Origin of the sequence: Bradyrhizobium nitroreducens (genome assembly GCF_002776695.1) — a bacterium.
In the GTDB taxonomy this organism is placed as follows: domain Bacteria; phylum Pseudomonadota; class Alphaproteobacteria; order Rhizobiales; family Xanthobacteraceae; genus Bradyrhizobium; species Bradyrhizobium nitroreducens.
Genome location: NZ_LFJC01000003.1, coordinates 7,453,156 through 7,478,158, shown reverse-complemented (window position 1 = coordinate 7,478,158; position 25,003 = coordinate 7,453,156). Strand labels below are relative to the sequence as shown.

The following is a 25,003-nucleotide window of genomic DNA, read 5'->3' as shown; positions in this document are numbered from 1 at the left end:
CTCCGTTACTTGATGACCGCTGGTGTCTGGAAGATCCGGCCCCACGGCGCAAGAGCGGAGATGTCCCCTCCGGCCAGCTCAAGGGTTCGCCACAACGTCACCGCGACCGAATCGAGCACGGCAATGTTCAATTCCCGTTCGAGCGAAGCCGCAAGCGCGGCCCCGTCGAGATTGGTGCAAAGGATAACAATCGCGTCGGCACCTTCCAACGCCACCGCGCGGATCATGTCCGCGATGGTCGCAGGCGCAACCTCGCCGAAGGAGAAATTGTCGCGCAGGCCCAGATGCCGCTCGGCGGACGGGGCAACGCCCTCCTCGGACCAGACATCGCCGATCCGCCGCTGCACGTCATCGGTATAGGGCGAGACCAAACCGATGCGTCTCGCACCGAGCGCGCGCGCGGCATCGATGCAGGCGAGCGTGGATGTCGTCGCGGGTACGCCCGTGCGCGCCGCGATCGCCTCGCACAGGCTCCGGTCGCGGCCGATGCCGAGCCAGCTCGCGGAGGTGCCGTTCCAGGCGATGGCATCGACTTTTGCGTCGGCCAGCAAGTCCGCCGCCGGCAGCATCACCGAGGCGTCGAACTGGTTCAGCGCCGCGGTATCGAGCGCAATCTCGGTGACGCGGAAGCGCGAGAAATGGGCGGTGACATCAGGCACGCCAGCGAGCATCGCGCTGGTGACGGGCTCGAGCACCGAGTTGGAGGACGGCGTGATCATGCCGAGACGCTTGCGCATGGCCTTAACCTTACGACGCCTGCGCAAGCCGCGTCGACTCCTCCCGGATCAGGGACAGGACGTGGCGCTTGGCGTCGTTGAATTCGGGGCTGGTGATGTCGCGCGGGCGCGGCAGGTCGAAATTGACGGCCTCGCGGATGCGGCCCGGCCTCTTGGTCATCACCACGATCTTGTTGCCGAGCACCAGCGCCTCGTCGACGCTGTGGGTGACGAATACGATGGTGCAGCGCCGTTTCTGCCAGATCGCGACCAGTTCCTCCTGCATTTCGAGCTTGGTCTGGGCGTCCAGCGCAGCAAACGGCTCGTCCATCAGGATGACGCTGGGGTTCATGAGCAGCGCCCGGGCGATGCCGACCCGCTGGTTCATGCCGCCGGACATCTCGGAGGGATGATGGTGCTCGAAACCTCGCAGGCCGACGAGATCGATGAACTCCATGGCGCGGTCGTGCCGTTCGGCTTTGGCGACGCCCTTGAGCTTGAGATGGAAGGCGATGTTGTCGATCGCGGTCAGCCACGGCATCAGGGTCGGCTGCTGAAACACGACGCCGCGGTCGGAGCCCGGCCGCTCCACCTGCTTGCCGCCAACCAGCGTCCGCCCGGAGGTTGCCTGCTCGAAGCCGGCGATGATGTTCAGGAGTGTCGACTTGCCGCAGCCGGACGGGCCGAGCAGGCAGACGAAGTCGTTGGCCTCGATGTCGAGATTGATGTTGTCCAGCGTCAGGAGGTCGCGGCCGCGCCGCTTGTCGGAGAATACCTTGACGATGTTGCGAAGCTCGATTGCCGCCATCAGCCTGCCCTGCCCTGCACGGTGGTCGTCTGCTGCCAGCGCAGCGTGCGCGCCATGATCGCCTTGAGGCCGAGGTCGGTGAGATAGCCGAGCAGCCCGATCGAGATCATTGCCGCCAGCACGATGTCGTAGCGCAGGAAGTAGTAAGAGTCCCACAGCACGTAGCCGAGGCCGCTCTTGACCGCGACCATCTCGGCCGTGACCGTCAGCATCCAGGCCGAGCCGACCGCGATGCGCAGACCCGCAAAGATCGAGGGCAGCGCCGCCGGAAGCACGATGTCGGTCAACATCTGCCGCCCGTTCGCACCCATCATCGCGCCCGCGCGGACCAGATTATGGTCCACGGTCTTCACGCCATGGATCGCGTTCATCAGCACGGGGAAGAAAGCACCCAGGAAAACGAGGAAGATCGCCGGCTTGTCGGCGATGCCGAACCAGATGATGGCGAGCGGAATCCAGGACACCGGCGGGATCGGCCGCAGCATCTGCAGCGTCGGCTCCAGCGTCTTCTCGAACAGGCGCGACCAGCCGATCGCGACACCGGCGAGGATGCCGAGCAAGCTCGCCAGCGCAAAGCCGCCGAACACACGCAAAGCGCTGGCGAGCGCATCGCGCAGCCAGTGTCCGGAATAGGTCTGCGTGGTCTCGTCGAAGCCGAACACCCAGTCGCCGAGCGCGTGCAGCACGGCGCTCGGCGCCGGCAGCAGCGCGGGCGGAAGCACGCCGCTGCGGGCAAAAGCCTCCCAGCCTGCAATCAGCAGCGCCGGCACGATCAGGCGTTCGAGCCCCTGGATCGCCCGCGTCAGCCGAAGCGCAGGCCTTGCGGGCGAGACGTCAGTAACCGAGGTCATTCTTGGCCTTTCCGGTGGCCTGCTCCAGGAACGAATAGTCCATGTTTTTCTCCGCTTCCGCGGAGACGTCCTTCTGGATGTATTTGAGGTCGCGCATCATGGCGGCGATCGCGAGCGTTTGCGACCGGTGGATCGCAGGATCGGGCGAAGCGTTCTTCAGCGCCTCCGCCGCCACGTTCTTATCGAGGCCGGTCAGCTTGTTGATGACGTCGATCCACGGCGTCTTGTCGGCGACCAACTTGTTGTCGAGCTCGACCACGGCGCTGACGACGCCCTGAACACCAGCGCGCTGGCTGGCGATGACGTCAGAGCGCGTCACGATCAAATTGGTCAGATTGCCGGCCGCCTGGTCGTACGGCAGCACGAAGTGCTTGCCGGCACCGGCGAGCCGGATCTGCGAGGCGAATGGCTCGACCGAGCAGATCATGTCGACCTCGCCGCGTTGGAGCGCTGCAAGATGGTCGGAAGGGTTGGGGATGTTGATGAACTGGATGTCCTTGTTGGGATCGACACCCTGCTTGAGGAATGCGCCGCGCATGTGGATGTCCTGCGCGTTGCCGCGGGAGGCCGCGACCTTCAGCAGCTGACCGTCGCTCCTGCCCTTGGCGACGACGGCCTTGAACGCGGTCCAATCGTCGGGCGGCAGGTTCAGCTTCGCAGAGGAGAGACATTCCGAGCCGCCGTTGATCTGGCCGGACACGGCGACGACGTCAAAGCCCTTGTCGAGCGCGGTGATGTAATGGAGGTAGGTAACCTGCGCGACGTCGATGCTCTTCGAGATCAGGGCGGTGAGCACGTCGTTGCCCGAGTTGAAGCCGGTGGCCTCGACCTCGACACCCTTGGCCATGCCCGGGATCAGCGACATCGGCAGGCAGTGCGCGCATTTGGCGTAGCCGAGCTTGATCTTCGCGGTCTGCGCAATGGCGAGGTCGCCTCCGCCCAATATCGCGGCCATCACCACGAGGCCCATTCGCAAACTCGTCCGCATTGCTCACTCCGTTTCGAAGGCGCGAGACCTCGCGCGTCTCGGGAGATCATCGGTCGGCCTTCGCGGCAGCGCAACGGGGATTCTGCATGCTGCATACAATTTGCGCGCTATGCCATTGTTTTCAGCGACATGCGTCGGTATTTTGGGCAAGCAAAGCGGCCGGAAACGGCTAGGATGAACTGAAGCAACGAGGCGCGCGTGCAGCAGAAGTCGGAAACCCCGAAGGGCCGAAAATCGCCCAAACTCAAGAGGATGGGCTTGCATGAGCGCGCCGCCGCGCGGATGCGGACGATGATCATTCGCGGCGAGCTGGCGCCGGGCTCGCAGACCCAGGAGACGAGGCTGTCGAAGGAGCTGGGCGTGTCCCGTACCCCCCTTCGTGAAGCCATGAAGGTGCTCGCGGCCGAAGGGTTGATCGAGCTTCGCCCCAACCGCAGCCCGCGCATCGCCGACATCGCGATCGCCGGCATCTCGGAGTTGTTCGAGGCGCTCGCGGGGATCGAACGGCTGGCCGCAGAGCTTGCCGCCGAGCGCGCGACCGAACGCGACCTCGCCCGCCTGCGGACGCTTCAGACCCGGATGGAGGGGCATCACCGCAACGGCAAGCTCGACGATTATTTTGCCATCAACGGCGAAATCCACAACACCATCGTCCGGATGGCGCGCAACACGCCGCTCCGCGAAGCGCACGAGACACTGATTTCCCGCGCCGAGCGTGCACGCTATCTGGCCCTGGGTGCCGACAAGCGCTGGAGCAATTCGGTCGACGAACACGCCGGTATCCTCGCCGCGCTCGAGGCGCGTGACAGCGAGGCGGCAGGACGCCTGCTCGGCGCCCATGTCCGCCAGACCGGCACCGCGCTGCTCGAAACGCTCGCGCCCAAGCCAAAACTGACGGCGGCATGACCATGAAGCTGCTGCTGCTCAATCCCAACACCAGCACAGGGGTCACCCAGTTGATGAGCGATGTCGGGCAGCGCGCGGCCGCGCCCGACACTGAGATCATCCCCTGCACCGCGACACGCGGCGTGCCCTATATCGCGACGCGAACCGAGGCGCAGATCGGCGGCGCCATCGCGCTGGAGATGCTGGCCGAGCAGCACACCAAGGTCGATGCTGCGATCATTGCAGCGTTCGGCGATCCCGGCCTGTTCGCTGCGCGCGAGACTTTTGACATTCCCGTGGTGGGCATGGCCGAAGCCGCGATGCTGACCGCCTGCATGGCCGGACGGCGCTTTGGCATTGTCACCTTCGCCCAGGCACTCGGGCCCTGGTACGAAGAGTGCGTCCGCGACCACGGCCTGCGGGAGCGCTGCGCCGGCATCCGCATGCTCGATACGCCGTTCAAGGCGATTTCTGAGGTCGGCACCGAGAAGGAGGATCTGCTCGTCGACCTCGCGCACCGCGCCATCGTCGAAGACGAGGCCGATGTCCTGATCTTCGCAGGCGCGCCGCTCTCGGGCCTTGCCGAACGCGTCGCCGACCGGATCCCCGTCCCCGTCGTCGACCAGGTCGTTGCCGCCGTGAAGCAGGCCGAGGCGTTGGTGGCCTTGAGCCTACGCAAGGCCACGGCGGGCACGTACCGCCGGCCCGCTGCCAAACCCACCATCGGTCTTGCCGGCGCGCTCGCCGCCCGGCTCGAGCATCGCGACAGCTAGGGGAGCTTCGGCCGGCGATGCGAGAAGCCCAATTCGTTTTCGATGGCACGGCCGAAGGCAAACAGGCGGGATTCGCAGCCCGGTGGCGCGATGATCTGGATGCCGAAGGGCAGTTCGTCCTCCCCCCGCCGCACCGGCAAGGTCAGGACCGGGAAGCCGACCAGCGACACGATGAAGGTGACGGCGAGATAGTCGATCGGGGTTTCCATGGCTGCGCCGTCGATCGCGGTGACGTCACTGACCTCGTTCGGCCAGGGCAAGACCGAAGCCGCTGGCGCAATCAGGAAATCGGCGCGCGCGAACAGCTCGCGAAAGCTGCGGTAGATCGCGGTGCGCCGCCGCTCGGCGTTGAGGTAATCCTCCGCCGTGAGCTTGGCGCCCGCCTCGATGTTCCAGATCACGGTGGGTGTGAGCTCGGCACGGCGCGTCCGCAGCAATTCGCCATAGCTGTTGGCGATGTGCGCGGCGCGCAACGTGCGGAAGGTCTCGATAGCGCCGCTGCAATCGGGCGAAAACGGCATCAGATCCGCAACACCAGCGAGCGCGTCGCAGGCGGCAGCAAAACGTGCACCAACGTCGCGCGAAACGGGCGCCACGCCGAAATCAGCTGTCACGGCGATCCGGGGGCGTACTGCGAGCGGCCGATCGTCATTGCAGATGCCGGTCGAGATCGGATCGTTCGCGTCGCTACCAGCGCAGACCGACAGCGCCAGTTCGAGATCATCGACGCCGCGGGCAAGAAAACCGTGGCTGGCCAGCATGTCCCAACCGAGTGGCCGGCGCGGCGACGGGATACGGCCGGGCGTCGGCCGGATCGAGGCAACGTCGCAGAAGCTTGCGGGCGTACGCACGGAGCCGCCGAAATCGGTGCCGTGCGCCAGCGGCACCATGCCGGCCGCGACCGCGACGGCAGAGCCGCCGGACGATCCGCCCGAGGTCAGCGCGCGATCGAACGGATTGCGCGTCGGCCCGCACAATTTGTTGGTGCAGACCGCGCCAAAGCCGAACTCCGGCGTGTTGGTCTTCCCCAGGATGATCGCACCGGCGCGCCGCAGCCGCGCGACCACGAGATCGTCCTCGACCGGCACGTGGTCGCGAAACAGAACCGAACCGCAGGTGGTCGCAAGCCCCGCGGTGTCGGTAAGATCCTTGATTGCGACGGGCACCCCATGCAGCGGGCCGGTCGGCGAAGCCGCCGCGTCGCAGATGTCCGCCGCACGGCGGGCACCGTCCGCATCAACAGTCACGAACGCCGCCAGTTGCGCATCCTGATCCGCAATCCGCGCCAGATGCGCCTCGACGACGTCACGCGAGGACAGCTCGCCCTTCGCAATGGCGCGCGCGAGAATTGTGGCGGTGAGGTCGCAAATCGATTGATCCGAGGTCATCGGACTACAATGCCAAAACACACCGCAAAAAGCGACCGCGCCGGGCACGAGACTTGCTTTCTCCTTAGGGGCAACGGGAGGCAACACCATGGCTGAAGCGCAAGGCGGACGTTCGCTCGTCGTCGACGCCGTCACCCACCGCTACCCGAGCGGCGCGCTCGCGGTCGAGAACATCAATCTGGACATCAAGGGCGGCGAGATCATCGCCCTGCTCGGCCCATCCGGCTGCGGCAAGACCACCCTGCTGCGCATCATCGCCGGCTTCATCGCGCAGACCCAAGGGCGCATCATCATCGGCGACGACATCGTCGATGCGCTGCCGCCGAACCGCCGCGCGGTCGGCATCGTGTTCCAGAACTACGCGCTATTCCCGCATCTCAGCATCAGCGAGAATGTCGGCTACGGCCTCGCTGCCCGCGGCGTCGACAAGGCGACGCGCCAGCGCGAGGCCCAGCGCCTGCTGGAGCTGGTGCAGCTGCCGACCATGGCCGAACGGCTGCCGCGGCAACTCTCCGGCGGCCAGCAGCAACGCGTCGCGCTCGCCCGCGCGCTCGCGATCAAGCCGTCGATCCTGCTGCTCGACGAGCCCTTTGCCGCACTCGACAAGAATTTGCGCCTGGACATGCAGATCGAGGTCAAGCGGCTGCAGCGCGTCTCCGGCATCACCACGCTGATCGTGACCCACGACCAGGAGGAAGCCCTCTCGATGGCCGATCGCGTCGCTGTGCTGAGCCACGGCAAGCTCGAGCAGTTCGGCTCGCCGTCCGACGTCTACGACCGCCCGCAGACGCTGTTCGTGAATACCTTTGTCGGCTCGACCAACCGCATGCCCGGAATCGTGGTCTCGGCGGATCGCACCGCAGCAAAGGTGCGCCTCGACGCCGGCGCGGAGATCATCGCGCGGCCCGCCGCCGGCGCCCTCACCGAGGGGGGCCGCGTCACCGTGTGCATCAGGCCCGAACATCTGCAGTTCGTCGGCGACGAGACTGGCTTTGCCGGCGTGGTCGGCATGTCCTTGCCGCTCGGGGCCACCGTCGTGCACGAGGTCACCACCGCAGACGGCTCCGGCGTCAAGATCTCCCAGGCGCGCATCGGCGAGACGCGCGCGCTGGAGAGCGGCGCCGCCGTGCGCCTCGCACCACTCGCCCCTTCGCTCGCCAACGCATTTCCCGCAACGCTTTAGTTCCTGTCATTGTCCACACGGAGTTCGACATGATCCTCAATCGCCGCAGCCTGATGACGACCGCCCTCACGCTCGGGGCCATGAAGGCGTTTCCCGGGCTGAGCTTTGCCCAGGCCCGCCCGCTGGTGTTTGCGACCTTCACCGGGAGCTGGGAGGAAGCGCACAAGGCCGTGCTGGTGCCGGCCTTTCGCAAGGCCAACGCCGATGCCGCGATCGTGCTCGACCCCATGCTCTCGGTCGACCAGATCGCGAAGGTGAATGCCGCGAAAGCCAATCCGCCGATCGACGTCATGCTGCACGATCCCGGCCCTGCCCTCGTCGCGATCGGCCAGGACCTGGTCGAGCCCTATCCGGTCGAGAAGAGCGCCTATTACAAGGACCTGATCGCCGAAGCGCAGGAGCCGATGGGCCCCGCCCCGTTCTTCCAGGTCGTCGGCCTTACCTATAACCCGGAAGCCGTCAAGACGCCGCCGACCTCCTGGGCCGATCTCTGGAAGCCCGAGTTCAAGGGCCGCGTCGGCATCACCAACCTCAACTCGACGCTCGGCACCGGCTGGCTGGTCGAGATCGCCAAGATGCGCGGCGGCTCGGAAGCCAATGTCGATCCCGGCTTCAAGGCGCTGGAGGAACTCAAGCCCAATCTCGCCGCGGTGGCCGCCAATCCTGGCGCGCTCGCGACCCTGTTCCAGCAGGGCCAGATCGACATCTCGCCCGGCAATTTCAACGCCATCCAGATTCTGAAAGCGCGCGGCGTGCCGGTCGAGTTCGTGGCGCCGAAGGAAGGCGCCATCGCCTTCAAGACCACGATCCACATCGTCAAGAACTCGCCGAACCGCGAGCTCGCCTTCAAGCTGATCGAGGCAGCGCTGACCCCGGAGGTGCAGACCACCCTGATGAATCCGCCTTATCTGATCGTGCCGACCAACTCCAAGGTGACGATGGGCGGCGAAATCGCGCGCGTGCTCGCCAAGGACACTGCCGAGCTGAAGAAGAAGTTCGTGTTCCAGGACTGGAAGAAGATCAACGAGCAGCGCTCGGCCTGGATCGAGCGCTTCAACCGCGAGATCAAGATCTAGCGCAAGGACCTGACGATGGGCACGGCACCGGCATCACGGGACGTCACGTCCTATGGAATGGGATTGGCAGCGCCGCTGGCGTTGTTCTTCCTGCTGTTCTTCGTCGCGCCGCTGCTGCAACTGTTCTGGCTCTCGCTGCACAACGACACGGCCGGGCTCCATTGGGGGCTCGGCCAGTACCTGCACTTCCTGACCGATCCCTTCAGCCTCAGCGTGCTCGGCTCGACGCTGCTGCTGGGGGCCGAGGTGACGGCCGTCTGTCTCGTGCTCGGCTTTCCCATCGCCTGGCTCTATCAGCGGGTCGGGCCCAAGCTTCAGACCGTCATCATCCTGATCGTGCTGCTGCCGCTTTTGACCAGCGTTGTGGTGCGCACCTTCGCCTGGATCGTGATCCTGGGCCGCCAGGGCATCATCAACGCGACGCTGCAGTCCCTCGGGATCATCGATACGCCCCTGAAGCTGCTCTACACCCAGTTCGGCGTCGTGATCGCGCTGGCGCAGGTGCAGATGCCGCTGATGACGCTGCCGCTGATCACCGCGCTCGGCCGCATCGATCCCAATCTCGACGATGCCTCCTGCTCGCTCGGCGCGGGGAGCTGGCGCACCTTCTTCCGGGTCGTGCTGCCATTGTCGCTGCCCGGCGTAATCGCCGGCTGCACGCTGACCTATGCCGCCGCCATCACGGCCTTCATCACCCAGTCGCTGGTCGGCGGCGGGCAGATGCTGTTCATGCCGATGTATCTCTATCAGCAGGCCTCGACGCTGCAGAACTGGCCGTTCGCGTCGGCGATCTCGATCATCTTCCTGCTGGCCGTGCTCGCGGTCGTGTCGGTCTTCACCACGCTCGGCCGTCTGTCGCGGGGCTATGGAGGCGCATGATGGCTGGCCGCAAGCGCACCCTTGAGGCGTTCAGCTTCGAATTGGTCATGACATTGATCGCGATCATCGCGCTCATCCTGATCATCGCGCCGTCGCTCGTCGTCCTGATCGTCTCCTTCACCAGCGGCTTCTCACTGAAATTCCCGCCGCCGGGCTATTCGCTGCGCTGGTACGCCGAGCTCTGGGACGCCTGGCAGCTGCACTTCGCCGCGAAGAACAGCCTCATCGTGGCGCTGTGGGCGACGGGCCTGTCCGTCGCCCTCGGCGTCGCCGCGGCGCTCGCGATCTCGCGCTCGCAGGCCTTGTCGGCGCGGCTGCTCGATTCCCTCTTCATGTCGCCGCTGGTCCTGCCTGCGCTGGCTTTTGGTCTGGCCGCGCTGATGCTGTTCTCGCTGGTCGGCCTGCCGGTGTCGCCGCTGACCCTGGTGATCGGCCACACCGTGGTCTGCGTGCCCTATGTCGTGCGCAATACGGTGGCGGCGCTGGCCCAGCTCGAGCCGACGCTGCTGGAAAGCTCGGCGGTGCTCGGCGCGAGCCGCCTCTACACGTTCCGTCGCATCGTGCTGCCGCTGATCCGGCCCGGCATCATTGCTGGCGCCTTCATCGCCTTCATGTCGTCGTTCGACAACGTGCCGGTGTCGCTATTCCTGCGCGATGCCGCCACCGACATGCTGCCGATCCGGATGTGGCAGGATCTCGAAGGCAAGCTCGACGTCACCATCGCCGCGCTGTCGGGCGTGCTGATCATCGCCACCGTCGCGCTGGTCGCGGTCATGGAGCGCGTCACCGGCCTGTCGCGGCGGCTGACCAACTGATCAGGCGCCGCGGAACAGCGAATAGCCCCAGCGCGTGAATTTCAGCGGCAGGTGAAAATGCTCGTCAACGTTCTTGATGCGGAAGCGGAACGGCGTCACGGTCAGGAAGCCGTCCCGCTCGCCAAAGAACTCGCCGAGATGAAACAGCACCTCGTACTCGCCTGCCGTCACGCCGGCGCCTTGCGCAACGGCATGATCGAGCACCCCGTTGGCGCCGAGTCGCCCGTCGGCGATGCGCTGGGAATCCGGATCGATCCGCCAGATCTCGACGCGCAAGCCTTGCGCCGGGCGCCCGCTCGCCACGTCGACCCCGTGAATGGAAATGCCGCCTGCCACCATGTTCCTCCCATGAGCACGCCACCATGATAAACGCAGACGCAGCCGTTCGGCCAGCGCCCGCGTTGCTGCCGGCGCTGGGGGCGATGACCGCGCTTCAGGCCCTCGTGGCGCTGGCCTTGTTCGCGCCCGGCGTGGTCGCGCCCCGCGCCCATATCGAGGTCTGGCAGCTCTCGATGTTCTCCTGCGCGGTGTTCGCGGTCGGCATTCCCGCCTCGTTCTGGGGCGGCGGCTCCATCGCGCGGGTCGGCTCGCTCAGGATCGCGAGCCTGTGCGCGGCGGCCATCGTCATCAGCATGGCGCTGGCTTCGATGGGATCGAGCGCCGCCCTGCTGGCCGCAGGTCTCTGCCTCGGTCTCGCGATGGGGCCCGAAACACCCGCAAGCGCGGCGCTGCTGGCGCGACTCGTCACCGCCGAACGGCGCGCCTTCGTCTTTTCGGTACGCCAGACCGGCAATCAGATCGGCGCCGTCTGCGGCTCGCTGGCCCTGCCCGCGATCGCCATCGCGTTCGGGCCGGCCTGGTGCTATGCAGCCGTCGCGGCCTTGGCGCTGCTGGCTATCCTGCTGTTCGAGCGGCTGCGGCCGGCCTACGCCGGCAAGGTCGTCCCGCCCCCGACGCTCGATCTCCGCGCGCGCCTGGCGCTGGTCACGGCGGACCGACGGATCGCGATGCTGGCACTGGCCTCGATGCCGTTCAGCGCCATGCAAGTATCGCTCAACACGATCTTCGTCACGCTTGGCACAAGAGAGCTCGGCCTCAGCCATATCGAGGCCGGCATGGCGCTCGCCTGCGCGCAAGTCGGGGGCCTCGTCGGCCGGCTCGGCTGGGGTTACGTCGCCATGCGCCTCGATGCCTCGCGCATGGTCCTCATCGTCATCGGCCTCGGCATGGCCTTCTGCGCCGCCCTGCTTGGCCTCGATGGCGCATCGCTCGGCCGCACCGGGCAATTCGCCGTCGCGGCCCTATTCGGCCTGACGGCATCGGGCTGGAACGGAGTTTTTGTCGCGGAGATTGCCCGCCTCGCCCCGCAGGACAGGATCGGCGAGACCACCGGCGCGGTGCTGACCGCGTCCTATGCCGGCCTGCTGGCCGCGCCGGCCGTGGTATCGATCCTGGATGGTGTGGCCGGCCTCGGGGCTGCCTTCTTCGCCTTGGCGTGCCTCGCGCTGTGCGGCACATTGGCTCTGATCTGGGGAAGCCATGACAAAGCCGGTCAATAGAGCGCGCGAGATCGCAGCCGACGTCACCGACGGGCGGACGACCGCCGTCGCGGCGGCGAAGGCCGCCCTTGGGCGCATCGACGCCGCCAAGGCCTTGAACGCGGTGGTCACGACCGATCCCGCACGCACGCTCGCCGATGCCGCCGCTGTCGATGATCGCCTGCGTGCCGGCGAGAAACTGCCGCTCGCCGGGGTGCCCATCGTCGTCAAGGACAACATCTGGGCCGCTGGCTGGCGTGTGACGCAGGGCTCGCGCCTGTTCGCCGATTTCATCGCGCCGCAGGATGCGATCGCGATCGAGCGGCTTCGCAAGGCCGGAGCCGTCGTTGTCGGCATCGGGGCAACCTCGGAGTTCGCGAGCAAGGGCGTGACGACCTCACCGCTGTTCGGGCCAACGCGGCACCCGCTCGATCCCGCGTTGACTCCCGGTGGTTCATCGGGTGGTCCGGCTGTCGCCGTCGCTGCCGGTCTCGTGCCGCTCGCAATCGGGACCGATGCGGGCGGCTCCAGCCGCAGGCCGCCAGCCCATGTCGGTGTCGCCGGCTTCAAGCCGTCCTACGGCGCAATTCCTTATGGACCTGGCTTCGCCGAGCCGTTCTTCGGTCTCTCCGTGATCGCACCGATCGCGGCCGATGTCGCCGACATCGCGCTGGCGTTTGAAGCCATGGCGGGCGCCGATCCGCGCGATCCAGATTCCGCCGGCATTGCGCAAGAGGCCCAGGACATCGTGGACTTGCGCATCGCCTTCTCGCCGCGTCTCGGGCTCGATGTCGCTGTCGATGACGTCGTCGCCAACGGGCTGGTGTCCGCCGTCGCGCGGCTGGCCGCTGCAGGCTTGCCTGTTTCGCAACGCGATCCCGTCTGGCCGACCGGCGCCACGGAAGAAGCCATCATGCCGCTTCAGCATGCCGGCCTCGCCGCGCTCTATGGAGAGGCCTTTCGCAGGGAACCGGCCGTCTTCGATCCTGATATCGCCAAGCAGATCGAGCGGGGGCTGTCATGGTCAGGCGCCGAGGTGGCCGGAGCGCTGCTTGCAAGCGCTGCAATCGCCAAGGCCTTTGCCGCGCTCTTTGGCGAGATCGACCTGCTGCTGACGCCAACCGTCCCATGCGTCGCGTGGCCACTGGCGCAGCTCGGCCCCGACATGATCGGCGGAAAAGCCGCCAGCCCACGTGCCCACGCGGTGTTCACGCCTTTCGTCAATCATGCCCGCCTGCCGGCGATTTCGATTCCGTGCGGAGCCGATCGGCGCGGCCTTCCTTTCGGCCTTCAGATCATCGCCGCGCGCGGGCGGGACCGTATGCTGCTTGACGCAGCGCGAGAGATCGAAGCCATATTGCGAACGTAATCCAAGCGCAGCGCTTCGCTGCCCTCGCGGCAGTCAGTACCCGTTACGGCAGGGATGTCGATACGCCCTCCGCGATCGCGGCCGCCCCTTGCGGTGACGCACATGGTCGACGGCAACGAGTTTGCGTCCTGGCGAAATCCCGCACGCCCAGGTCGCCCCCTTGCTAGAACTGGACGCCGCGCGTCAATGCACCGTCGACAACGAGGTTCGTCCCGGTGATGAAGCTCGCCGCGCGGCTCGCGAGAAACACCACGGCGTTGGCCATTTCCTGCGGTGTCCCCATCCGTCCCATGGGATTGAGCGCCAGCGCGGTCTTGTAGAGCTCAGGATTGTTGTCCTTGATCATGTTCCAAACCCCACCCTCGAAATAGGTGTTGCCCGGCGAGACCGAATTGGCGCGGATGCCCTTCCCTGCAAGCTGATTGGCGAGCCCCTGAGTGTAATGGATGATCGCCGCCTTGAAGGTGCCGTAGGGGCCGGCGGCGAAATCGACCTCACGCCCCGAGACGCTCGATATGGTGACGATCGCGCCGGCCGCGCTCTTCTCCAGATAGGGCATGGCCGCATTCACCAGCCGGACCGTACCCATCATGTCGGTCGAAAATTCCTTCTCCCAGCTTTCGTCGTCCTGCCCGATCGCAAGCGCGCTGACATTGGCGACGACGACGTCGATGCCGCCGAGCTTTGCCGCCATATCTTCGACCCAGGCCTTCAGCACGGCCGCATCGGCGACGTCGACCGCACCGCCAAAGGCGGCCACGCCCCTGGCCTTGAGTGCTGCGACCGTGCTCTCGACCTCGGCCAGATTGCGGGAGCACACGCCGACGTCGGCCCCCTCCGTGGCAAATGTCTCGGCGATCGCGCGGCCGATCCCCTTGGTGCTTCCCGTGACGAGAACCTTGGCGCCCTTGAGTCCCAGATCCATGATCGGATTCCTCTTCTCGGTTCAGTAGTTGGTCGCAGCTGCCTTGACCAATCCGCGATAGCTGTGCGGCATGCGCATCGACACCAGATCCTTTCGCCGCACGACGTTGGTCGGATAGACGCTGTCGAGATTGGTGGTGTCGACAAGCACAGTAGCAAGGCCCGTGCCGCCCGCCGCGATCGCCTCACGCCGCGGAAACGCGAACGTATCGGGGCCGAACACACCGCTCAGGCCAGGATAGCCACGCTCGGGATCGACGACATTGGCGAAGGCGAAGAACAGGTTGTTTTCGCCGGCGCGGACGCGGAAATGATGCCAGTGATGCGGATCCGGACCGGTTGGAATCGGTTTCGGCTGCACCACCTCCGTGCCGGCATGCGACGAACTGAAGCGCCCCTTGATCGCGGCCGGGCACGCAATGAGATCGCAGCCGCGCAGCGCCAGCACCCGGCCCGCCTCCGGAAACGAGGCGTCGTGGCCGATCAACATCCCGATGCGGCCGATCGGTGTGTCGACGACGGTCCAACCGTCGCCGGCGGTGGCCCAGCTTCGCTCGTCAGCGGTGAGATGCGTCTTGCGATAGACCGAGATGTCTCCGTCCGGCGCGACAAGGCAGGCGCTGTTGTAGTGCGTGTCGCCGGCGCGCTCCGCGAGGCCGCAGACGAGATAGAGACCCAGTTCCGCGGCGAGTTCCTCCAGGCGATCGGTCACCGGACCGGGTATCGGCTGCGCTGACGTCACGGGATCTCCAAGACCCGTTACCGCGAGCTCGGGGAACACGACGAGATCCGCGCCTTCGGCGCTGGCCTTGCGCGCGAGCGCCGCGATCTCCGCGAGATTCTGGTCGATGTCGTCGCCCGGCGCAAATTGCGCGACGCTGACCCGCGATGTCTTACCGGGCGGCCACGGCTCATGGCCGTAGAGACCGAAGAAGTCGCGTGGGTTCCAGCTGAACGTATCGCTCAGCAGCTCCGGATAGAGCTCCGGGCGCCGCTGCGCAAACACGGTCTCGCCAAGCACGCGGCGCGACCGCGCGGCGTCGAGGTCGATCTCCGACAGCAGCACACCGTCGCCCCTGTCGCGCACGGCGATCACCTGCCCGTCCGGCGCGATGACACAGCTGCCGCCGCTGAACTGCACGGTGCGCTCGAGCCCCCAGCGGTTGCTCTCGAGGACGTAGCAGCTGTTTTCGAAGGCGCGGCTGATCCAGTATGGCGCCGGCGTGCGCTCGGCCAGCCAGTTCGAGATGTGGCAGATGACGTCCGCGCCGCCGAGCGCCATCAACCGCGCGGTTTCGACGAAATGGATGTCCATGCAGATCAGCAGCGCGATCCGCCCGATCGGCGTCTCGAACACCTGGTTGTGCAGGTCGCCCGCCGCCGCCCATTTCGGCTCGGAGATATAGGGATGCGTCTTGCGGTGGCGGCCGACGATACCGTCGGGCCCGATCAGGACGGCCGTGTTGAAGTAGATGCCGTCCTCATCGACTTCAGGCATCCCGACCACGATGTAGCAGTCATGCTTGCGCGCCAGCGCCGCAAAGCGGCTCGTGGTCGGCCCCGGAATGGCCTCGACGAACGGTGCGACCTCGGCCCGGTCGAACCAGCAATAACCGGTCGTTCCCATCTCCGGCGTGACGATCAGCTCTGCACCGGCCTCCGCCGCCTGCTCGCAGAGTTCGAGCAGGCGCGCGATGTTGCGCTCCTTTTCGAACATGGTCGGCTCGAACTGGACGGCGGCGACCTTGTGCTTGGTGGACATGATCCGGCCGGCCTCAGACGAGATAGGATTTCTTGATGGAGGCGCCGAGCGTGTATTTGGGATCGACCATGTTGCCGAGGCGGATGCGTCCGGCCTGGGTCAAGAGCATGTAGGCGTCGATCTCCTCAAAACCGTAATCGGCCGCCATCCAGCGGCAGAGCTCGCGGTAGGCGATGCGGGCGGCATCCTCCATCGGCCGCGCCGAGCCGATGGTCATGATGAAGTCCTTCGTTTCCAGCCGCGGCCAGGCGATGGTCCAGTTCTTGATCAGGTCGATCTGCACCGTGGTCATGGTCGGATGCTCGATGGCGACGCCGCAGAGCTCGCCGTCACCTTGCGCCGCATGACAGTCGCCGAGATACAGCAGCGCGCCCGTGGTGTTGACCGGCAGGTAGATGACGGCGCCGACGCCGACGTCCGGCAGGTCCATGTTGCCGCCGTAGTAATCGGGAACGAGCGAAGAGATCGCCTCGATCTCCGGCGAGGTCCCGATGGTGCCGATGAAGGGCTCATAGGGCAGCGTGATCTTGTCGTTCCATTTGGTGCCGGTCTGGGCGTCGATCTCGAGCTTCTTGACGCGCTCCGGCAGCGCCGGATTGAGCAGCGCCGTGTTTCCGGTGCTGACCAGGCCGCCGAACTCCGGCATGATCACGGTGGTGCCGCGCGGCTGCGGCCCGCGCGGCACGATGCTCTCGATGTAGACCGCGAGCACGTCACCCTTCTCCGCGCCATTGACATGGATTGGCCCGTTCTGCGGATTGAGGAACGGGAAGTTGAGGATCTTCGACGGACTGTCGGTTTCGTGCTTGATGGCGCCCTCGAACGCATCGTGCGTCTCGGCAGAGACGACCGCGCCGGGATCGACGGTCAGCACCGGATTCACGTAAGGCCCGTACACATAGTGATACTTGCCCTGCTCGCTTTCGGTGATCGTGTATTCCTTGCCGCGCTCGCCCTTGGCGACGCCTTTGCGCGCCATGATCGACTCGTTCTGCCAGGCCATTGCTGTTCTCCTTGGTTGAGCGTCGTTTCTTAGACTGCCAGATGGCGGCGCATCTCCGCCTCGTCGTCGAGCGCAGAGCGGTCGAGACTTGCGACGATGCGCCCCTTGTCCATGACGTAGCAGCGCTGCGCCATGGCGCGGATCATGTCGAGGTTCTGTTCGACCAGGATGATGGTCACCCCGGTCCTGCGGTTGAGCTCGACCATGTTGCGTGCGATGTCCTGGACGATGTTGGGCTGGATACCTTCTGAGGGTTCGTCGAGCAGGATCAGGTTCGGATCGGCAATCAGGACCCGTCCGATCGCGAGTTGTTGCTGCTGGCCGCCGGACATCGTGCCGGCCCGCTGATGCCAGCGCTCTTCGAGAATGGGAAACGCCGCGACGATCTTGCGCCGCCCCGCCTCGGGAATGCCGCCGCCCTTGATCGCGGCGCCGACCGCGACATTCTCGCCGACGGTCAGGCGCGGAAACACGTCGCGTCCCTGCGGGACATAGCCCATGCCGAGGCGCGCTCGCTTGTGCGCCGGCAGGGATTCCACGGCCTCGCCGCGATAGACGATCGAGCCGCTCATGGCCGGCACCAGACCGATCAGGCTCTTCATCAGCGTCGACTTGCCGACGCCATTGCGCCCGATGACGGCGACGATCTCGCCCTCCCGCACCTCGATCTCGAGCCCCTGGAGCACCGGCTTGCCGCCATAGCCGGCCCGCAGAGCCAACGTCGAGAGGATGACTTCCTTGCGCGGCATATCAAGCATGGGCCTGCCCCAGATAGATCGCCGCCACGCGCTCGTCGGCTACGATCTCGTCGATCGAGCCCTGCGCAAAGACCTGGCCGAGATGCAGCACGGTGACGCGCTGGGCGACCTGGCGCACGAACGCCATGTCGTGCTCGATCGCTAGCACGGTCATGCCGTCGGCATTGAGCCGCTGCACCATCTCGCCGGTCATGCGGGTCTCCTCCGGCGACATGCCGGCGGTCGGCTCGTCCAGCAGCAGGAGGCGCGGCTTCAGGCTGATCGCCATGCCGATCTCCAGCCATTGCTTCTGGCCATGGCTGAGATTTCCGGCCGTTTGCGCCTGCTCGGATTCCAAACCAAGGAAGCCGAGCAGACGGCCGATCTCGGCCTCGAGCTCGGCGCCGCGATGCCGGCTCTGCAAGGCGATCTCGAGGTTCTGGCGAACGGACAGGCCCTTGAAGACGCCCGGGACCTGGAACTTGACCGACAGGCCACGATGAATCCGCGCAAAGGATTTCAGCGCCGTGATGTTCTCCCCGGCGAAGAGAATCTCGCCGCTGCCGGGATGATGCTCGCCGAGGATCAGCCGGAACAGCGTGCTCTTGCCGGCGCCGTTCGGGCCGATCAGGCAATGGATCTCGCCCGGCTCGAGCGTGAGATCGACCGCATTGGTGACGTGCAGGCCGCCAAAGTGCTTGTTCAGCTTGCGAAGCTCGAGCAACGACATCAGCCGGCCCTCTGCGTCAGGCGCGCGGCGAGCCGCCCGAGCCAGTTCATGGCGCCGAGCACGAGACCATTCGGGGCGATGAGGACAGTCAACACCAGCAGCACGCCCATGAAGACGAGCGCGTACTGGCTGCCGTAGATCGTGAGCGCCTGGAACGCGGCAAGCACCACCAGCGTGCCGACCACGGTCGAGGTCAGGTCGCTGCGGCCGCCGACGGCGACCCAGATCAGCGGCAACGCGGCCGCCGTCATGCCCATGCTCGACGGCGTGATGTACTGGCCCCACGCGGTGTAGAGCACGCCGGATATGCCGGCGAGCGCGGCGCCGATGACGAAGGTGATGAGCTGGTACTTGCGCACGTCGTAGCCCAGCATTTCCGCGCGTTCCGGGTTCTCGCGGATCGCGACGATGACGTTGCCGAACGACGAGTTCATCAGGATGCGCAAGGCGAGATAGACAAAGACCAGGAGGCCCAGCACGAAATAGTAGAGCCCGACATCGGCGAACAGCACGATCGGTTCGCCCGGCCACGGGATGGTGAGCGGCGGCATCGCGCTCATGCCGTTGAAGCCGTTGAGGCGCGCAGCTCCGATGTGCCATTCAGGGCCCGCGGTCTGCGCCATGAAGCGCTCCAGCATCAACGTCACGGCGAGCGTGACGATGCCGAGGAAGACGCCGGCGATCCGGCCGAAGAACATGAAATAGCCGAGCAGGACCGCGAACAGCGCGGCGATCGCGACCGCCGCGACAAACGCAACCAGCGTAAAGCCATAGGCCGCGCCGAAATTGAGCGTCAGGACACCGTAGCCATAGCCCGCGATGCCGAAGAACGCAGTCTGCCCGAAGGACAGCGAGCCGCCGTAGCCCCAGATCAGGCACAAGCTGAGCGCGATGAAGACCCAGACGAAGAAATACACGGTGTTACCGACGGTATAGCCGTCGCTGAATAGTGGATAGGCGAGCGCGACCGCGAGCACGATCGCAAACAGGCCCCAGAAAGCCCGACCGCGACCGACGGTCTGCGGGCCTTCGAGACGGCGAAACAACGAGAAGAAACCGGTCACGACGCCATCACTCCGTCAGGTCCGCTCGCGCAGCACGAAGCCGGAGATGCCTTTCGGCAGAACCCGGACCACGATGATGACGGCAACCAGCAGGCCGATCTGGCCGAACAGCTGCCCCTGCCACGACGTCATCACCGATTTCACCACCGCCAGCACAGCGCCGGCGGGCGCGGTGCCAAGGAAGACGTCTGCGCCGCCGATCACCACGGTGACGAAGGCCTCCATGATGAAGGTCGCCCCCATGGTCGGCACGAGCGTCATGGTCGGCGCGTAGAGCCCGCCGGCAAGCCCGGCGAGCCCCGCGCCGCAGGCGAAGGTGAGGCTGTAGACCAGGCGCGTATCGACGCCGAGCGCAGCCGCCATATGCGGCACCTGGATGGTGGCGCGCGCCAGCACGCCGAAGCGGGTCCAGTTGAACAGCGCATAGAGGCCAGCCAGCACGCCGAGCGCGGCACAGAACAGCACGATGCGATAGATCGAATAGGAGTAGTCGCCGACCTGAAAGCTGCCGAACGGCGTGCCGACGCCCGCCATGGTCGAGCCCACCATGATCAGGGTGCCCTGCGTCGCGATCAGGCTGAGGCCCCAGGTGGCGACGATGGTGTCGAGCGGACGGTCGTAGAGATGGCGGATCACCGCAAGCTCCACCAGAACGCCCACCAAGGCGGACACGATCGTGCCGGCGACGATCCCGAGCGGCAGCGGCAGGCCCGCATGCACGGTTGCCGCAGTGACGTACGCTCCGCACATGATGAACTCGCCATGGGCGAGATTGATGACGCCCATCATGCCGAAGATCACCGCGAGTCCGCAGGCCGAGAGCACCAGGAACGCGAAGGCGTCGCCGAATTGATAGAGTGCCGAAAAGACGTGGGTCGCGATGTCCATGAACCAACCAGTCTGTCGCAAGACGCGACGTCACCGTCGCAGATGTCCGTGATCGCCCCGGCCCGCCGGCAACGCCGGGACGTGCCCGGAGGGCCGGAGCGATCGGCCGCCGGGTCAGGGTTTCGGCGGCGGGTTCGACGGCGTGTACTGAGCCATCGGATCCTTCTTGGTGAGGTCGCAGCCGGCTTCACCCAGCCAGTACGGCTTGATGTCCTCCCAGGTCTTCGGGAAGGAGATCGCATGATCGGCGCCGACCTTGGCGAGATAGATGGTGTGCGACATGTGCTGGCTCTTCGGATCGATGCAGACCTTGCCCTCAGGCGCGTCCATGCAGACGTCGCCCAGCGCGATCACCTTGCGGATATCCTCACGCTTGGTCGACTTCGCCCGCTCCACCATCTGCTTGTAGAGATAGACGGCGAGGTAGGAGTTCTCCGCCTCCTGGTTGACATAGGGCTCGCTCGGGAATTTCGCCTTGAACTTGGCGTAGAACTCCTTGCTCTTCGGCGAGTCGATTTCCTCGATGTAGTTGGTGGTAACGTACATATCCTTCAGGCTCGGCGGCTTGAAGCGCTTGTGCTCGTAGCCCTGGCCGACGTTGACCGAGGACGCCATCGGCAGGTTGACGTTGGCGGACGCCGCCTGCTCGTAATAGGAAGCCTGCGCGGTGCCGACCAGCAGTGTGACCACGAAGTCCGGCTTGGCCTTCTGGATGTTCTGGATGCTCTGCGAGAACTGCGACACGCCGAGCGGGATGAACTCCTCGCCGGCCATCTTGCCGCCGTTCTCCTTGACGATCTTGCGCACCCATTCCGCCGAGATCTGACCGAAATTGTAATCGGCGGCGAGCGTGTAGACATTCTTGCCGTACTTCTCCATCATGTACGGAATGAGCGTGGAGAACTGCTGCTCCGGCACGGCGCCGGTGACGATCATGTGGCCGTCGCAGACGCCGCCTTCGTACTGATTGTTGTAGAAGGCGAAGCCGTTGAACTGGTCGACGATCGGCCGATAGGCCTCGCGCGAGGCCGACGAGAAGCCCGCGAACACGACGTCGACCTTGTCGCGCTGGAGCACACGGCGCATGAACTCCTGGTAGCGGGTGTTGTCGGACTGCGTGTCGTAGGGAACGAGTTCGAGCGGCCGGCCCATGATGCCGCCGGCTTTGTTGATCTCGTCGGCGGCAAGCTGGATGGCGTGAACCTTGCCGATCGTGGCCGCGGCGAAATCGCCGGACTGATCCTCCAGCACGCCGAGCTTGATCGGGTTCTCCGCCGCGAGCGCCGATTGTAGGGGTGATCCGAGGACAAGCGTCCCCGTGAGGGCTGCGGCGCGCAGCCCCCGCAATACAGACTTGCTCATTTTGCTTCTCCTAGATGGCTTGCTTGTTGCCGCCTTGCAGCATGATGCCGGTCGTGCGGCCGGTCGTGTCGGGCGGCTTCGCCCGCTTGCTCAGAAACTCCTCGCAGTAGAGTTCCATGTTTTGCCGCGCGCGCATGCTTTCGCGACGGAGCTGGGAATAGGCACTCTCCTCGTCGAGGCCGCCCTGCTGCATCAGCAGGATCACGGCCCGGATCACCGCGCGGCGGCCGCGGCGGCGTTCCTCGAGGTCCTGCAGGCGCTCGTTCATTTCGGCGCGCAGCAGGAACTGGTTGATGCCCATGAACAGAGAGGTATAGACCGCGCCGCCATGCACCGGCTTGCGCAGGAACGAGGTCGCACCGAGATTGACCAGCGCCTTCAGCCGGCTCGGCGCCTCGACGCCGACGAGGCCGATCACCGGTACCGGCGGCAACCGCGAGGCCGGATGGACCTCGATGGAGACGGCGCCTTCGAGATCGCCGTCGACGAACAGGATGTCGCGATCGGCCTGGAGGCTCGCAGTCTCAATCTGCGCGCGGCCGTCGATGATCTCAGGATATTCGGTGGAGACGCCGAGCTTGGCGAGGGTCGTTTCCAGCGTGCTCTCCCAACCGCCTCGCCGCGTCACGACGATGGCGCGGCCGCCCTTGAAATTCTGTAGCAGTCGAGAGCTCATTGTTGCACCACTTTCAAGAGCGGAGAGCGCATTGCGCCGGCAAAGCGCGGCGACGACTGGACGAGATAGGGATCGGGCGCGATCGGCTCGCGCGATTCCAGCAGCACTTCGAACTGCCCGTTGGCCGCCGAGCGGCCGATCCGCGGCGTGAGCCAGGCGTGAAAGGTCTGCCGGTCGATACGGACCTCTCCTTGCGGTGCGCGCAGCCGCTGGTCGGCGACCGCGGCCCGCACCGTGCGAGCGTCGTCGGTGCCGGCCTGCGACAAGGCCGCCGCGAGCAGCTTGACGGCGATATAGGAGGCTTCGGCGTCGGCCGACGACACCGGCCCCTCCGGAAACGATCGCGTATAAGCCGCGATGAAGGCGGCATTTTCGGGGGAGTTCAAGGAAGAAAAATAGACGCTCGATGACAAATGCCCATCGACCGCATCGAGGCCGATCTCGGGCAGCTCCGGCTCCGACAACGTGCAGCTGGCAACGGGGATTTCCGCTGCCTGATCGATGCCACGTGCGCGGCAGGCGGCGCGGAACGCGCGGAAGAAGGCGTAGGCGCTGGTGCCGATCAGGTTGTTGAAGACGAAGTCGGGCCGCTGGCCGATGATCGCCGCGATCACCTGGTCGACTTCGGTATCGCCGACCGAGAGATAGCGTTCGGCCAGCACCGTGCCGCCACGCGCGGCAAGCGCCTCGCGGAAGATGCGATTGTTCTCCCACGCCCAAATGTAGTTGGAGCCAACGCAGAAGGCGCGCTTGCCGACGCGCGTCGCGAGATAGTCGACCAGCGGAAGGACGTGCTGATTTGGCGCGGCCCCCGTATAGACGACGTTGTCGGAGCTCTCGAAGCCCTCGTAGTGCGAGGGATACCAGAGCATACCGTCGAACTTCTCGAAGCAGGGAATGACCTCTTTCCGGCTCGAGGAGGTGTAGCAGCCGACGACGTGACGGATCCCGGAGTTGAGCAGATCCCGGCTAAGCGAACGGTACCGGGCGAGATCGCCGGTTGGATCGACCACGACCGGCTCCAGCGCGATCGTGTTCGAGCCGGCGTTCATCTCGTTGAACGCGAGCAGCGCTCCGTTGAGCATCGAACGCGCGACGACGCTGTACGATCCCGTGGTCGAGAACATCACACCGATACGATATCGCGCTCGTGCCATCACTCGATCCAAAAACAAAAAAGCGCCCACCGGCCGTTAAGCCGAGGGCGCCCTCGCCGCCAACCAAACACGCGAGATGCACGTGGTGTTGGAAATGATTTGAACTCGTCGCGTTGACGGGCTGAGCTGCCCAACGCTTGGACGATACGGTCGTTGAGATCGAAACCGAAGTCAAGCGCGTTGTTGCAGCGCAGACTGCTCCAATTCATATCGCCATGCAGCAAATCTGTGCAGCGTTGTTGTGCCTTGATCGGGTCGAGCTTCGCTCGATCTCTCGCCGTCCTGCCTTCAGTCTCGCGATTGATGGCGTCGTCGCGAATGCGATAGCTTGCTCCGATTGAAGCTGGTCCCGCTGCGTCACCATGACCGCCGAGGCCGCGTGCGCTAGCATGGGTTTTGCATAAATTGTGGGCGATATGGACGCCGCATGAACCTCATCAGTCTCGATATCCGCATGCTCCGGTCGTTGATCTCGGTGGTCGAGACCGGCAGCATCACCGAGACCGCGCGACGGCTGGGCCGCACCCAACCGGCGATCACGCTGCAGTTGCAGCGGCTGGAGGAGCTGACCGGCAAGCAATTGTTCGAGCATGGCGGCCGCAGGCTGATCTTGACCGACGACGGCACCACGGTCCTCACCTACGCCAAATCCATCCTCCGGTTGCATGACGAGCTGATCTCGCAACTGGCGTCGCAGGAGATCGAAGGCCAAGTCGTGCTCGGCACGCCCGATCTCTATGCCGCTTTCATGCTGCCGCAGATCCTCAGCGTGTTCCGGAAATCCTTTCCGCGGGTGCAGGTCGAGCTCAACTGTGCGCTCTCGACACCGCTGGTCGGCCTCGTCAAGCGCGGCGATGTCGACATCGCGCTGGTCACGCGCATGAACGATTTCACCGGCGGCCAGGTGGTGCGGCGCGAGCAACTGGTCTGGATGACCGGCGAGCAATCCGCCGCGCATCTGGAACGTCCGATCCCGCTCGCGCTGTTGCCGCCGGGCAATATCTATCGTGACTACGCCATCGACACGCTCGAGCGCGCGAATTTGCGCTGGCGCATCGCCTGCGTCAGCGAAAGCGTCGGCGGACTGCAGGCAGCGGCCTTTGCCGGTATGGCCGTCACGGTGCTCGGCCGCAGCGCATTGGTGCCGGCGATGCGCGAGATCGGACCGAACGAGGGTCTGCCGCCGCTGCCGAAGATCGAGCTGCTGCTCTACAAGTCCAGCGGCGCCACCTCGAAAGCCGCGACCGCGCTGCACGACTATCTCGCGCATTACCTGCGCCTCGACGAAGAGCTCAGCGGCCGCGGCGCACCGATCGAGCTGGGTTAGACTCACAAAAACGCGAAAACAACCCCATGCACAGTAGAACGCCCTTGTTTGCAAAGGGTTTTTCGCGCGTCATTTGAGGGAATAGCGAGGCCCTCGATTGCCTA

General features: G+C 65.6%; 26 protein-coding genes. 10 read left to right on the top strand and 16 right to left on the bottom strand.

Going from position 1 to position 25,003, the window contains the following annotated elements:
- Positions 1–5: 5 nt before the first annotated feature.
- The 4 genes from TSA1_RS35400 to TSA1_RS35385 are packed head-to-tail and all read right to left on the bottom strand — an operon-like array spanning position 6 to position 3,363.
- Entirely contained in the window at positions 6–737 is a 732-nt protein-coding gene (locus TSA1_RS35400; RefSeq protein WP_100180358.1) for a maleate cis-trans isomerase family protein, read from the bottom strand.
- A 10-nt stretch (positions 738–747) separates the two neighbouring features.
- Entirely contained in the window at positions 748–1,524 is a 777-nt protein-coding gene (locus TSA1_RS35395; RefSeq protein WP_100180357.1) for an ABC transporter ATP-binding protein, read from the bottom strand.
- Positions 1,524–2,375 carry an ABC transporter permease gene (locus TSA1_RS35390; protein ID WP_100180356.1) on the bottom strand — a complete coding sequence of 284 codons (852 nt, stop codon included), beginning with the start codon at positions 2,373–2,375 and terminating at the stop codon, positions 1,524–1,526. Before TSA1_RS35390 ends, TSA1_RS35395 begins: the two co-directional genes overlap by 1 nt.
- Positions 2,359–3,363, bottom strand: a complete 1,005-nt coding sequence (locus TSA1_RS35385; protein ID WP_100180355.1) for an ABC transporter substrate-binding protein — start codon at positions 3,361–3,363, stop codon at positions 2,359–2,361. The genes TSA1_RS35390 and TSA1_RS35385 overlap by 17 nt, the downstream gene beginning before the upstream one ends.
- 198 nt (positions 3,364–3,561) lie before the next feature.
- On the opposite strand from TSA1_RS35385, the gene TSA1_RS35380 reads away from it, so the two are divergent.
- Together TSA1_RS35380 and TSA1_RS35375 are read left to right on the top strand one after the other, a co-directional pair.
- Entirely contained in the window at positions 3,562–4,269 is a 708-nt protein-coding gene (locus TSA1_RS35380; RefSeq protein WP_100180354.1) for a GntR family transcriptional regulator, read from the top strand.
- Positions 4,270–4,271: 2 nt separating this feature from the next.
- Positions 4,272–5,021 carry an aspartate/glutamate racemase family protein gene (locus tag TSA1_RS35375; protein ID WP_174719367.1) on the top strand — a complete coding sequence of 250 codons (750 nt, stop codon included), beginning with the start codon at positions 4,272–4,274 and terminating at the stop codon, positions 5,019–5,021.
- On the opposite strand, the gene TSA1_RS35370 is transcribed toward TSA1_RS35375, so the two are convergent.
- Entirely contained in the window at positions 5,018–6,409 is a 1,392-nt protein-coding gene (locus TSA1_RS35370; protein ID WP_100180352.1) for an amidase, read from the bottom strand. The two genes, TSA1_RS35375 and TSA1_RS35370, sit on opposite strands and share 4 nt — an antisense overlap.
- An 88-nt stretch (positions 6,410–6,497) precedes the next feature.
- On the opposite strand from TSA1_RS35370, the gene TSA1_RS35365 reads away from it, so the two are divergent.
- The 4 genes from TSA1_RS35365 to TSA1_RS35350 are packed head-to-tail and all read left to right on the top strand — an operon-like array spanning position 6,498 to position 10,362.
- The gene (locus TSA1_RS35365; protein ID WP_100180351.1) at positions 6,498–7,592 is read left to right on the top strand and encodes an ABC transporter ATP-binding protein; all 1,095 of its coding nucleotides are present in this window, start codon (positions 6,498–6,500) and stop codon (positions 7,590–7,592) included.
- 29 nt (positions 7,593–7,621) lie between these two features.
- Positions 7,622–8,668 (top strand): ABC transporter substrate-binding protein, encoded by a 1,047-nt coding sequence (locus TSA1_RS35360; protein ID WP_100180350.1) that lies wholly within the window; start codon positions 7,622–7,624, stop codon positions 8,666–8,668.
- Positions 8,669–8,683: 15 nt separating this feature from the next.
- Positions 8,684–9,547, top strand: coding sequence for an ABC transporter permease (locus tag TSA1_RS35355; RefSeq protein ID WP_100180349.1), 864 nt, complete (start codon positions 8,684–8,686; stop codon positions 9,545–9,547).
- Positions 9,547–10,362, top strand: coding sequence for an ABC transporter permease (locus TSA1_RS35350; protein ID WP_174719216.1), 816 nt, complete (start codon positions 9,547–9,549; stop codon positions 10,360–10,362). Before TSA1_RS35355 ends, TSA1_RS35350 begins: the two co-directional genes overlap by 1 nt.
- Here TSA1_RS35350 and TSA1_RS35345 read toward each other — a convergent pair whose 3' ends face one another.
- Positions 10,363–10,698: a hydroxyisourate hydrolase gene (locus TSA1_RS35345; RefSeq protein WP_174719215.1), complete on the bottom strand. Its 336-nt coding sequence runs from the start codon at positions 10,696–10,698 to the stop codon at positions 10,363–10,365.
- A 26-nt stretch (positions 10,699–10,724) separates the two neighbouring features.
- Here TSA1_RS35345 and TSA1_RS35340 point away from each other — a divergent pair, with 26 nt between their 5' ends.
- Both TSA1_RS35340 and TSA1_RS35335 read left to right on the top strand, forming a co-directional pair.
- Positions 10,725–11,921, top strand: a complete 1,197-nt coding sequence (locus TSA1_RS35340; RefSeq protein ID WP_100180346.1) for an MFS transporter — start codon at positions 10,725–10,727, stop codon at positions 11,919–11,921.
- Entirely contained in the window at positions 11,902–13,269 is a 1,368-nt protein-coding gene (locus TSA1_RS35335) for an amidase (RefSeq protein ID WP_100180345.1), read from the top strand. Before TSA1_RS35340 ends, TSA1_RS35335 begins: the two co-directional genes overlap by 20 nt.
- Before the next feature lie 163 nt (positions 13,270–13,432).
- Here the strand turns inward: TSA1_RS35335 and TSA1_RS35330 are convergent, their stop codons facing one another.
- The 10 genes from TSA1_RS35330 to TSA1_RS35285 form a co-directional block, all read right to left on the bottom strand.
- Positions 13,433–14,194, bottom strand: a complete 762-nt coding sequence (locus TSA1_RS35330; RefSeq protein WP_100180344.1) for an SDR family NAD(P)-dependent oxidoreductase — start codon at positions 14,192–14,194, stop codon at positions 13,433–13,435.
- A 21-nt stretch (positions 14,195–14,215) separates the two neighbouring features.
- On the bottom strand, positions 14,216–15,955 hold the full coding sequence (locus tag TSA1_RS35325; RefSeq protein WP_100180343.1) for a nitrilase-related carbon-nitrogen hydrolase: 1,740 nt from the start codon (positions 15,953–15,955) through the stop codon (positions 14,216–14,218).
- 13 nt (positions 15,956–15,968) lie between these two features.
- Positions 15,969–16,958, bottom strand: a complete 990-nt coding sequence (locus TSA1_RS35320) for an acetamidase/formamidase family protein (RefSeq protein ID WP_100180342.1) — start codon at positions 16,956–16,958, stop codon at positions 15,969–15,971.
- Positions 16,959–16,987: 29 nt separating this feature from the next.
- Positions 16,988–17,707: an ABC transporter ATP-binding protein gene (locus TSA1_RS35315; RefSeq protein WP_100180341.1), complete on the bottom strand. Its 720-nt coding sequence runs from the start codon at positions 17,705–17,707 to the stop codon at positions 16,988–16,990.
- A gap of 1 nt (position 17,708) precedes the next feature.
- Complete coding sequence (locus TSA1_RS35310) at positions 17,709–18,425, bottom strand: ABC transporter ATP-binding protein (protein ID WP_100180340.1); 717 nt, start codon at positions 18,423–18,425, stop codon at positions 17,709–17,711.
- Positions 18,425–19,489 (bottom strand): branched-chain amino acid ABC transporter permease, encoded by a 1,065-nt coding sequence (locus TSA1_RS35305; RefSeq protein WP_100180339.1) that lies wholly within the window; start codon positions 19,487–19,489, stop codon positions 18,425–18,427. Before TSA1_RS35305 ends, TSA1_RS35310 begins: the two co-directional genes overlap by 1 nt.
- Positions 19,490–19,504: 15 nt before the next feature.
- The gene (locus TSA1_RS35300) at positions 19,505–20,377 is read right to left on the bottom strand and encodes an ABC transporter permease subunit (protein WP_100180338.1); all 873 of its coding nucleotides are present in this window, start codon (positions 20,375–20,377) and stop codon (positions 19,505–19,507) included.
- 114 nt (positions 20,378–20,491) lie between these two features.
- On the bottom strand, positions 20,492–21,739 hold the full coding sequence (locus TSA1_RS35295; protein WP_100180337.1) for an urea ABC transporter substrate-binding protein: 1,248 nt from the start codon (positions 21,737–21,739) through the stop codon (positions 20,492–20,494).
- Positions 21,740–21,749: 10 nt separating this feature from the next.
- Complete coding sequence (locus TSA1_RS35290; RefSeq protein ID WP_100180336.1) at positions 21,750–22,415, bottom strand: ANTAR domain-containing response regulator; 666 nt, start codon at positions 22,413–22,415, stop codon at positions 21,750–21,752.
- A complete protein-coding gene (locus tag TSA1_RS35285; protein ID WP_100180335.1) occupies positions 22,412–23,572 on the bottom strand; it encodes a transporter substrate-binding domain-containing protein in 1,161 nt (386 codons plus the stop codon). The genes TSA1_RS35290 and TSA1_RS35285 overlap by 4 nt, the downstream gene beginning before the upstream one ends.
- Positions 23,573–23,709: 137 nt before the next feature.
- On the opposite strand from TSA1_RS35285, the gene TSA1_RS35280 reads away from it, so the two are divergent.
- Together TSA1_RS35280 and TSA1_RS35275 are read left to right on the top strand one after the other, a co-directional pair.
- Positions 23,710–23,913 (top strand): hypothetical protein, encoded by a 204-nt coding sequence (locus TSA1_RS35280; RefSeq protein WP_100180334.1) that lies wholly within the window; start codon positions 23,710–23,712, stop codon positions 23,911–23,913.
- Between the two features lie 86 nt (positions 23,914–23,999).
- Positions 24,000–24,899: a LysR substrate-binding domain-containing protein gene (locus tag TSA1_RS35275; RefSeq protein ID WP_100180333.1), complete on the top strand. Its 900-nt coding sequence runs from the start codon at positions 24,000–24,002 to the stop codon at positions 24,897–24,899.
- The last annotated feature ends 104 nt before the right edge of the window (positions 24,900–25,003 follow it).

What these genes read in the sequence shown, in the direction of transcription:
- TSA1_RS35350 (WP_174719216.1), top strand. Translation starts at nt 9,547, where the DNA reads ATGGCTGGCCGCAAGCGCACCCTTGAGGCGTTCAGCTTCGAATTGGTC.
- TSA1_RS35335 (WP_100180345.1), top strand. Translation starts at nt 11,902, where the DNA reads ATGACAAAGCCGGTCAATAGAGCGCGCGAGATCGCAGCCGACGTCACC.
- TSA1_RS35325 (WP_100180343.1), bottom strand. Translation starts at nt 15,955, where the DNA reads ATGTCCACCAAGCACAAGGTCGCCGCCGTCCAGTTCGAGCCGACCATG.
- TSA1_RS35330 (WP_100180344.1), bottom strand. Translation starts at nt 14,194, where the DNA reads ATGGATCTGGGACTCAAGGGCGCCAAGGTTCTCGTCACGGGAAGCACC.
- TSA1_RS35300 (WP_100180338.1), bottom strand. Translation starts at nt 20,377, where the DNA reads ATGGACATCGCGACCCACGTCTTTTCGGCACTCTATCAATTCGGCGAC.
- TSA1_RS35355 (WP_100180349.1), top strand. Translation starts at nt 8,684, where the DNA reads ATGGGCACGGCACCGGCATCACGGGACGTCACGTCCTATGGAATGGGA.
- TSA1_RS35385 (WP_100180355.1), bottom strand. Translation starts at nt 3,363, where the DNA reads ATGCGGACGAGTTTGCGAATGGGCCTCGTGGTGATGGCCGCGATATTG.
- TSA1_RS35315 (WP_100180341.1), bottom strand. Translation starts at nt 17,707, where the DNA reads ATGCCGCGCAAGGAAGTCATCCTCTCGACGTTGGCTCTGCGGGCCGGC.
- TSA1_RS35375 (WP_174719367.1), top strand. Translation starts at nt 4,272, where the DNA reads ATGAAGCTGCTGCTGCTCAATCCCAACACCAGCACAGGGGTCACCCAG.
- TSA1_RS35340 (WP_100180346.1), top strand. Translation starts at nt 10,725, where the DNA reads ATGATAAACGCAGACGCAGCCGTTCGGCCAGCGCCCGCGTTGCTGCCG.
- TSA1_RS35360 (WP_100180350.1), top strand. Translation starts at nt 7,622, where the DNA reads ATGATCCTCAATCGCCGCAGCCTGATGACGACCGCCCTCACGCTCGGG.
- TSA1_RS35395 (WP_100180357.1), bottom strand. Translation starts at nt 1,524, where the DNA reads ATGGCGGCAATCGAGCTTCGCAACATCGTCAAGGTATTCTCCGACAAG.
- TSA1_RS35365 (WP_100180351.1), top strand. Translation starts at nt 6,498, where the DNA reads ATGGCTGAAGCGCAAGGCGGACGTTCGCTCGTCGTCGACGCCGTCACC.
- TSA1_RS35285 (WP_100180335.1), bottom strand. Translation starts at nt 23,572, where the DNA reads ATGGCACGAGCGCGATATCGTATCGGTGTGATGTTCTCGACCACGGGA.
- TSA1_RS35275 (WP_100180333.1), top strand. Translation starts at nt 24,000, where the DNA reads ATGAACCTCATCAGTCTCGATATCCGCATGCTCCGGTCGTTGATCTCG.
- TSA1_RS35310 (WP_100180340.1), bottom strand. Translation starts at nt 18,425, where the DNA reads ATGTCGTTGCTCGAGCTTCGCAAGCTGAACAAGCACTTTGGCGGCCTG.
- TSA1_RS35290 (WP_100180336.1), bottom strand. Translation starts at nt 22,415, where the DNA reads ATGAGCTCTCGACTGCTACAGAATTTCAAGGGCGGCCGCGCCATCGTC.
- TSA1_RS35370 (WP_100180352.1), bottom strand. Translation starts at nt 6,409, where the DNA reads ATGACCTCGGATCAATCGATTTGCGACCTCACCGCCACAATTCTCGCG.
- TSA1_RS35295 (WP_100180337.1), bottom strand. Translation starts at nt 21,739, where the DNA reads ATGAGCAAGTCTGTATTGCGGGGGCTGCGCGCCGCAGCCCTCACGGGG.
- TSA1_RS35320 (WP_100180342.1), bottom strand. Translation starts at nt 16,958, where the DNA reads ATGGCCTGGCAGAACGAGTCGATCATGGCGCGCAAAGGCGTCGCCAAG.
- TSA1_RS35400 (WP_100180358.1), bottom strand. Translation starts at nt 737, where the DNA reads ATGCGCAAGCGTCTCGGCATGATCACGCCGTCCTCCAACTCGGTGCTC.
- TSA1_RS35390 (WP_100180356.1), bottom strand. Translation starts at nt 2,375, where the DNA reads ATGACCTCGGTTACTGACGTCTCGCCCGCAAGGCCTGCGCTTCGGCTG.